This window comes from Caulobacter sp. P1_B12_2 (assembly GCF_056406675.1).
This window is the reverse complement of sequence record NZ_JBFTZS010000343.1, coordinates 1-5,163: the sequence shown is the minus strand read 5'-3', so window position 1 is coordinate 5,163 and position 5,163 is coordinate 1. Positions and strand designations below refer to the sequence as shown.

The following is a 5,163-nucleotide window of genomic DNA, read 5'->3' as shown; positions in this document are numbered from 1 at the left end:
GGAAGAGGCGCGGATGGGGAGGACATGGCGCGAAATGCTCGTCGTGTCATCAGAGGTCTGGAGGCTTTTCAGCTCAAACGGTTGTCATCCCGGACAAGGTTGGGTGGGGCCTACTTCGGAACCAACGCCCCGTGGATCGGGGCCACCCACGCGTCCGCCTTGAGGTCGTAGGCGATGAAGTCGCTGTCGAACTGCCAGTAGGACCACGCCCAGCCGCGGGCCTCGGCCTCGCGGGCGGCGGCGGCGGTGTAGGCGACGCGCGAGGCCATGTCGCCCTTGTCGTAGGCCCCGAACTCGCCCAGCAGGATCGGGCGGTCGTGCGCCTTGGCCCAGGCCTGGACGCCGTCGAAGTCGGCCTTCATCCGCTGGCGCTCGGCTACCGTGCCCCAGGTGACGCCGGTCTTGGGCGTGTCGGGGTTCCACGGCGCGCCCTGGTGGGTGAACTCCATGGGCAGGTAGTAGTGCACGGTGGCGATCAGGTGCCGGTCGCTCTCTGGCAGCTTCAGCTGGTCCAGGTGGCCGATATTGTTCCAGAAGGCCGGGCCGACGATGACGTTGCGGGTCGGATTGTCGGCCCGGACGATCGGCAGCAGTTCGGCGACCCAACTGTTCCAGAGATCGTCGGTCAGCCCCTTGTTCGGCTCGTTCAGCAGCTCGAACACCACGCCGTCCGGCGCGTCCTTGTAGCGGGCGCCGATCTGCTTCCAGAAGGCGATCAGCTTGGGCTTGCAGGCGGCGGGGTCCGTGCCGCAGTCGCCGAAATTGTGCTCGTCCAGGACGACGGTCAGCTTCTGGGCCAGGGCGGCCTGGACGACTTGGTCCAGCGTCTTCAGCCAGGCCGGGTCCAGATGGTTGTCCGAGTCCATGTGCGAGAAGGCGTGCAGGTTCAGCCGCACCGCGTCGAAACCGCCGTCCTTGATGGTCTTGAAGTGGCGCATCTGGAAGCGGGCCTTGGTCGGGTCCTTCCAGATCGGATCGTAGCCCAGGACGTTGATCCCCCGGGTCATGGCCTTGACCTGGTCCCGGGGCGCGATCTCGCGGGCCAGGACCGGCGTGGCGGCAAGGGCGGAGAGCACGGCGCAGGCGGTCAGGGTCTTGAAAGCGGACGGCATGGCGTTTCCTCGAAGGCTTCTGCGAGCCGCTTGCCCGCCTTTTGGCGTGACAACGCTGTCAGATTTACCCGGAAAGCGCCGTCGCGCAACGCCCCATCAGATGTCGGGTGTCAGGCGTCGCGGCGGGCTGAAGCGGACTCGGTGTCGGGCGAGGCGGCGCGGATCAGGTCCAGCACATCGACCAGGATGATCTGCATGGCCTTCTGGGCGGCCTCGGCGTCGCGGGCGAAGATCGCGTCGGCCACGTCCTCGTGCGAGGGGATCGAGGCCGTGCGGCCCTTGATGCGGTTGGTGAAGCGGATCGAGATCCGCAGGGCGGTGTTCACCAGCTCGTGCAGGTCGCGATAGAACGGGTTCTTGGTGGCGTTCAGGATCGCCACGTGGAATGCGATGTCGGCCGACAGCGGGTCGTCCTCGCCCCCGGCGGCAGACTTCATGCGGTTCAGCGCCTTGCGGATGCCCTCTAGCCCGGTCTCGTCGGCGTTGCGCGCGGCCAGGGCGGCGGCGGCGGGCTCGATGCCCAGGCGCATCTCGGTGAACTCGGCCAGCAGGCGCAGGCTGAACTTGCGCTCCAGCATCCAGCGCAGGACGTCCGGATCCASCAGGTTCCACTCGTTCTCGGGTTCGACCACCGTGCCGTGGCGCGGGCGAGCGCTGAGCAGGCCCTTGGCGGTCAGCATCTTGACGGCCTCGCGGGTGACGGTGCGGCTGGCGCCGAACTGCTTGGAAAGCTCGCCTTCGGTGGGGAAGCCGATCTCCACGTATTCACCCGTGACAATGGCCTGGCCCAGGGACTCGACAAGTCCATAGGTCAGACTGAGGCCCGGCTGCGTACGGATCACCAAGTGCTCGTTCCCCCTAAGCGCGTATCGAAAAGCGTCGTCGTCGAAATAGGTCAGATCTTGTGTAGCGTGCTTCGTTCACGCCCGGAACAATCATGTCAAAGATGAAAGCCCCGCCACGGCAACCGTGACGGGGCTTTCGGTTCAGGCTTGGGCGGTCATCGACGAAAACGCCGCCCGGGTCCTCACCACCAGATGGCGTACAGCGCAATAAGGATCAGGATCACGCCCAGGCCGGCGATGTTGAAGCCGGCGGTGGTCTTGTAGCTGACCCCCTCCAGCGTCACGACGTTGACCTCTTTCTTCTGGGGCGCGACCAGCGAGACGATGATCGCGGCGGCCAGGGTCAGCAGGAACACCAGACCCACGCGGTTCATGAACGGGATCACGAACACGCCCAGCTTGTCGGCCACGAAGAAGGCGCCCGACAGAGCCGCGCCGCCGATCGCGGCCACCAGGGCCGAGGCGGTGGTGGCGCGCTTCCAGAACAGGCCCAGCATGAAGATCACCACGATGCCCGGGGTGAAGAAGCCGGTGAAGTCCTGGATGAACTGGAAGGCCTGCTCGGCCTTGCCCAGCAGCGGCTTGGCCATGACGATGCCGATGATCACCGCGACGACGGCGGTGATGCGGCCCACGGTGACCAGATGCTGCTCGCTCGAGCCCTTCTTGGCCTTGGCGTAGATATCCAGGGTGAAGATGGTGGCGATCGAGTTGATCTTGGCGGCCAGCGACGCGACGATCGCGGCCACCAGGGCGGCGAACACCAGGCCCAGAACGCCGGGCGGCAGCAGCTTCATCATCTCCGGATAGGCTTGGTCGGGCTTGGCCAGACCGGGCACCAGCACCAGGGCGGCGATGCCGGGCAGCACCACGATCACCGGCATCAGCAGCTTCAGGTAAGCGGCCAGGGCGATGCCCTTCTGGGCTTCGGCGATGTCCTTGGCGCCGAGGGCGCGCTGGATGATGTACTGGTTGAAGCCCCAGTACGAGACGTTCATCACCCACAGGCCGCCGAACAGCACGCTCAGGCCCGGCAGGTCCTTGTAGTGCGGGTTGTCCTTCGAGAGGATCATGTCGAACTTCTCGGGGAACTGGGCGGTCAGGTGGTTGAAGCCGGCCAGCAGGTCGCCGTTACCGATCTTGGTCAGCGACAGGTAGACGATGATCAGGCCGCCGGTGATCAGCAGGGCCACTTGAACGATGTCGGTCAGGGCCACGGCCTTCAGGCCGCCCCACAGCTGATAGGCCAGGGCGAACACGCCGATGATCACCAGGGCCTGCATCTGGTCGATGCCGGCCACGGTGTGGATGGCGATCGAGCCCAGCCACAGGATCGAGGTCAGGTTCACGAAGACGTAGAGGATCAGCCAGAACACCGCCATCACGTTGCGGACGCTGGGCCCGTACCGCTGCTCCAGGAACTGCGGCATGGTGCTGATGTTGTTCTTCAGGAAGATCGGCAGGAAGAACTTGCCGACGATCAGCAGGGTCAGGGCCGCCATCCACTCGTAGGAAGCGATGGCCAGGCCTAGGGCGTAGCCCGAGCCGCTCATGCCGATGATCTGCTCTGCCGAGATGTTGGCGGCGATCAGCGAGGCGCCGATCGCCCACCAGGGCAGGGCCTTGCCGGCCAGGAAGTAGTCGTTGGAATCCTTCTTGTGGCCGCCCTTGTCGCGGGAAACCCACTGGGCCAGGCCGAAGATGGCGACGGCGTAGATCGCCAGGATGACGAAATCGATGGTTTTCACTGGGGTCCCCCCTTAGGGCCGTATTCTTGTTGCGACGCTTACTGTTTGGTCTGTTCGGCCCAGGCCGCCACCAGGGTCCTGGCCCGCTGGCCGACCTCTTCGGCGCTGTAGCCTGGGCGGTAGAGTTCGCCGCCGACGCCGATCCCGGCCACGCCGGCCTCGATCCACGGCTTCAGATTGGCCGCGCCCACGCCGCCGACGGCGTAGACCGCGATGTCCTTGGGCAGCACGTCGCGCACGGCCTTGATGTGACCGAAGCCGTAGGTGCCGGCGGGATAGAGCTTCAGCGCCTTGGCCCCGGCCTTGACGGCGACGAACGCCTCGCTGGGCGTGGCGAAGCCGGGCATGACGGTCAGGCCCAGGCTTACGGCGTGCGAGATCACCGAGGCGTCGATGTTGGGCGTGACGATCAGCTTGCCGCCGACGCCGGCCACCTGGTCGACCGCTTCCGGCGACAGGACCGTGCCCGCTCCGCACAGAACCTTGTCGCCGAACGCGGCGCACAGCTTGCCGATGGTCACCAGCGGATCGGGCGAGTTCAGCGGCACTTCTATGGCTTCGATTCCAGCCTCGACCAGGGCGGCGGCGATGTCGACGATCTCGTCGTGCTTCACGCCGCGCAGGATGGCGACGATCGGCGGGGTCTTCGCGGCGCTGGGGTTAGGCAAGGACATGAACTCCACTGTTTGAGGCTGACGACAACGTTGTCAATCCGGCCAGGACAGCCGCATCGCCATCGACGGCCACGCTTGTGCCGCCATGGGCGGCGATGGCCTGGGCATAGAGGGCGCTCAAGGCGGGGGCGCCGATCAGCGACACCTGGCCCAGATCCCCAAACCAGCTTGAGGTGGTTGCGGTATCACTGGCGATCAGCAGACCGGACAGGAAGCCCATGGCTTCGTCCTTGGGCAGGCCGTCCAATAATTGTCGGCTGCGGGTCTCGAAAATCAGGTGCGGAAGCCGCGCGGGGCCGTGTTCGACGATCCGGGCGACGCCACGGGCGAATCCCTCGGGAGATTCGGGACCGTCGCCGGGAGCCGCCTTGGCCAGGATCGAGTGCTCGCGCAGCAGGGCGTAGATCTCGCCGACCGGCGCGGTGAGGAAGCTGACGATCGCGCCGTCCTCGACGACGACCCACTTGGTGTGGGTGCCTGGCAAGGCCAGCAGATGGCGGCCCTTGGCCAGGTCCGGGTTCAGCGACAGGGCGCCCAGGATCTGGGTCTCCTCGCCGCGCATGACGTCCGGCCCGCCCAGGGCGTTGCGGCACGACAGGCCCGGGACGATGGCGACCGGCAGGCCGTCGGCGTCCAGGTGCAGCAGCCGCTCGCGGATGTCGGCGGCGTTGGCCGGGCAGGGGGCGTAGGCGGCCTCCTGCCAGCCGTTGCGCGACCCGACCATGCCGCACAGCAGGGCCTGGGACGGGCCCGCCTCGCGCCAGTCGCCGACCAGGTCCAGGAA

The 5,163-nt window shown here is 66.6% G+C and carries 5 protein-coding genes; all 5 read right to left on the bottom strand.

The window, feature by feature from the left end; genetic code table 11:
* Positions 1-110 precede the first annotated feature (110 nt).
* Positions 111-1,112: a glycoside hydrolase family 5 protein gene (locus tag AC1DZ6_RS18615; protein ID WP_477098628.1), complete on the bottom strand. Its 1,002-nt coding sequence runs from the start codon at positions 1,110-1,112 to the stop codon at positions 111-113.
* Between the two features lie 110 nt (positions 1,113-1,222).
* Positions 1,223-1,951 carry a FadR/GntR family transcriptional regulator gene (locus AC1DZ6_RS18610; protein WP_477098629.1) on the bottom strand — a complete coding sequence of 243 codons (729 nt, stop codon included), beginning with the start codon at positions 1,949-1,951 and terminating at the stop codon, positions 1,223-1,225.
* A gap of 188 nt (positions 1,952-2,139) precedes the next feature.
* Positions 2,140-3,705: a sodium/sugar symporter gene (locus AC1DZ6_RS18605; RefSeq protein WP_477098627.1), complete on the bottom strand. Its 1,566-nt coding sequence runs from the start codon at positions 3,703-3,705 to the stop codon at positions 2,140-2,142.
* A 38-nt stretch (positions 3,706-3,743) separates the two neighbouring features.
* A complete protein-coding gene (locus tag AC1DZ6_RS18600) occupies positions 3,744-4,379 on the bottom strand; it encodes a 2-dehydro-3-deoxy-6-phosphogalactonate aldolase (RefSeq protein WP_477098626.1) in 636 nt (211 codons plus the stop codon).
* The coding region (locus AC1DZ6_RS18595) for a 2-dehydro-3-deoxygalactonokinase (protein WP_477098625.1) at positions 4,366-5,163 on the bottom strand (798 nt) is incomplete at its 5' end. The genes AC1DZ6_RS18595 and AC1DZ6_RS18600, both read right to left, overlap by 14 nt.

Bases quoted from the DNA above. Each gene is read 5' to 3' on its own strand.
- AC1DZ6_RS18600 (WP_477098626.1), bottom strand. From the start codon at position 4,379: ATGTCCTTGCCTAACCCCAGCGCCGCGAAGACCCCGCCGATCGTCGCC.
- AC1DZ6_RS18615 (WP_477098628.1), bottom strand. From the start codon at position 1,112: ATGCCGTCCGCTTTCAAGACCCTGACCGCCTGCGCCGTGCTCTCCGCC.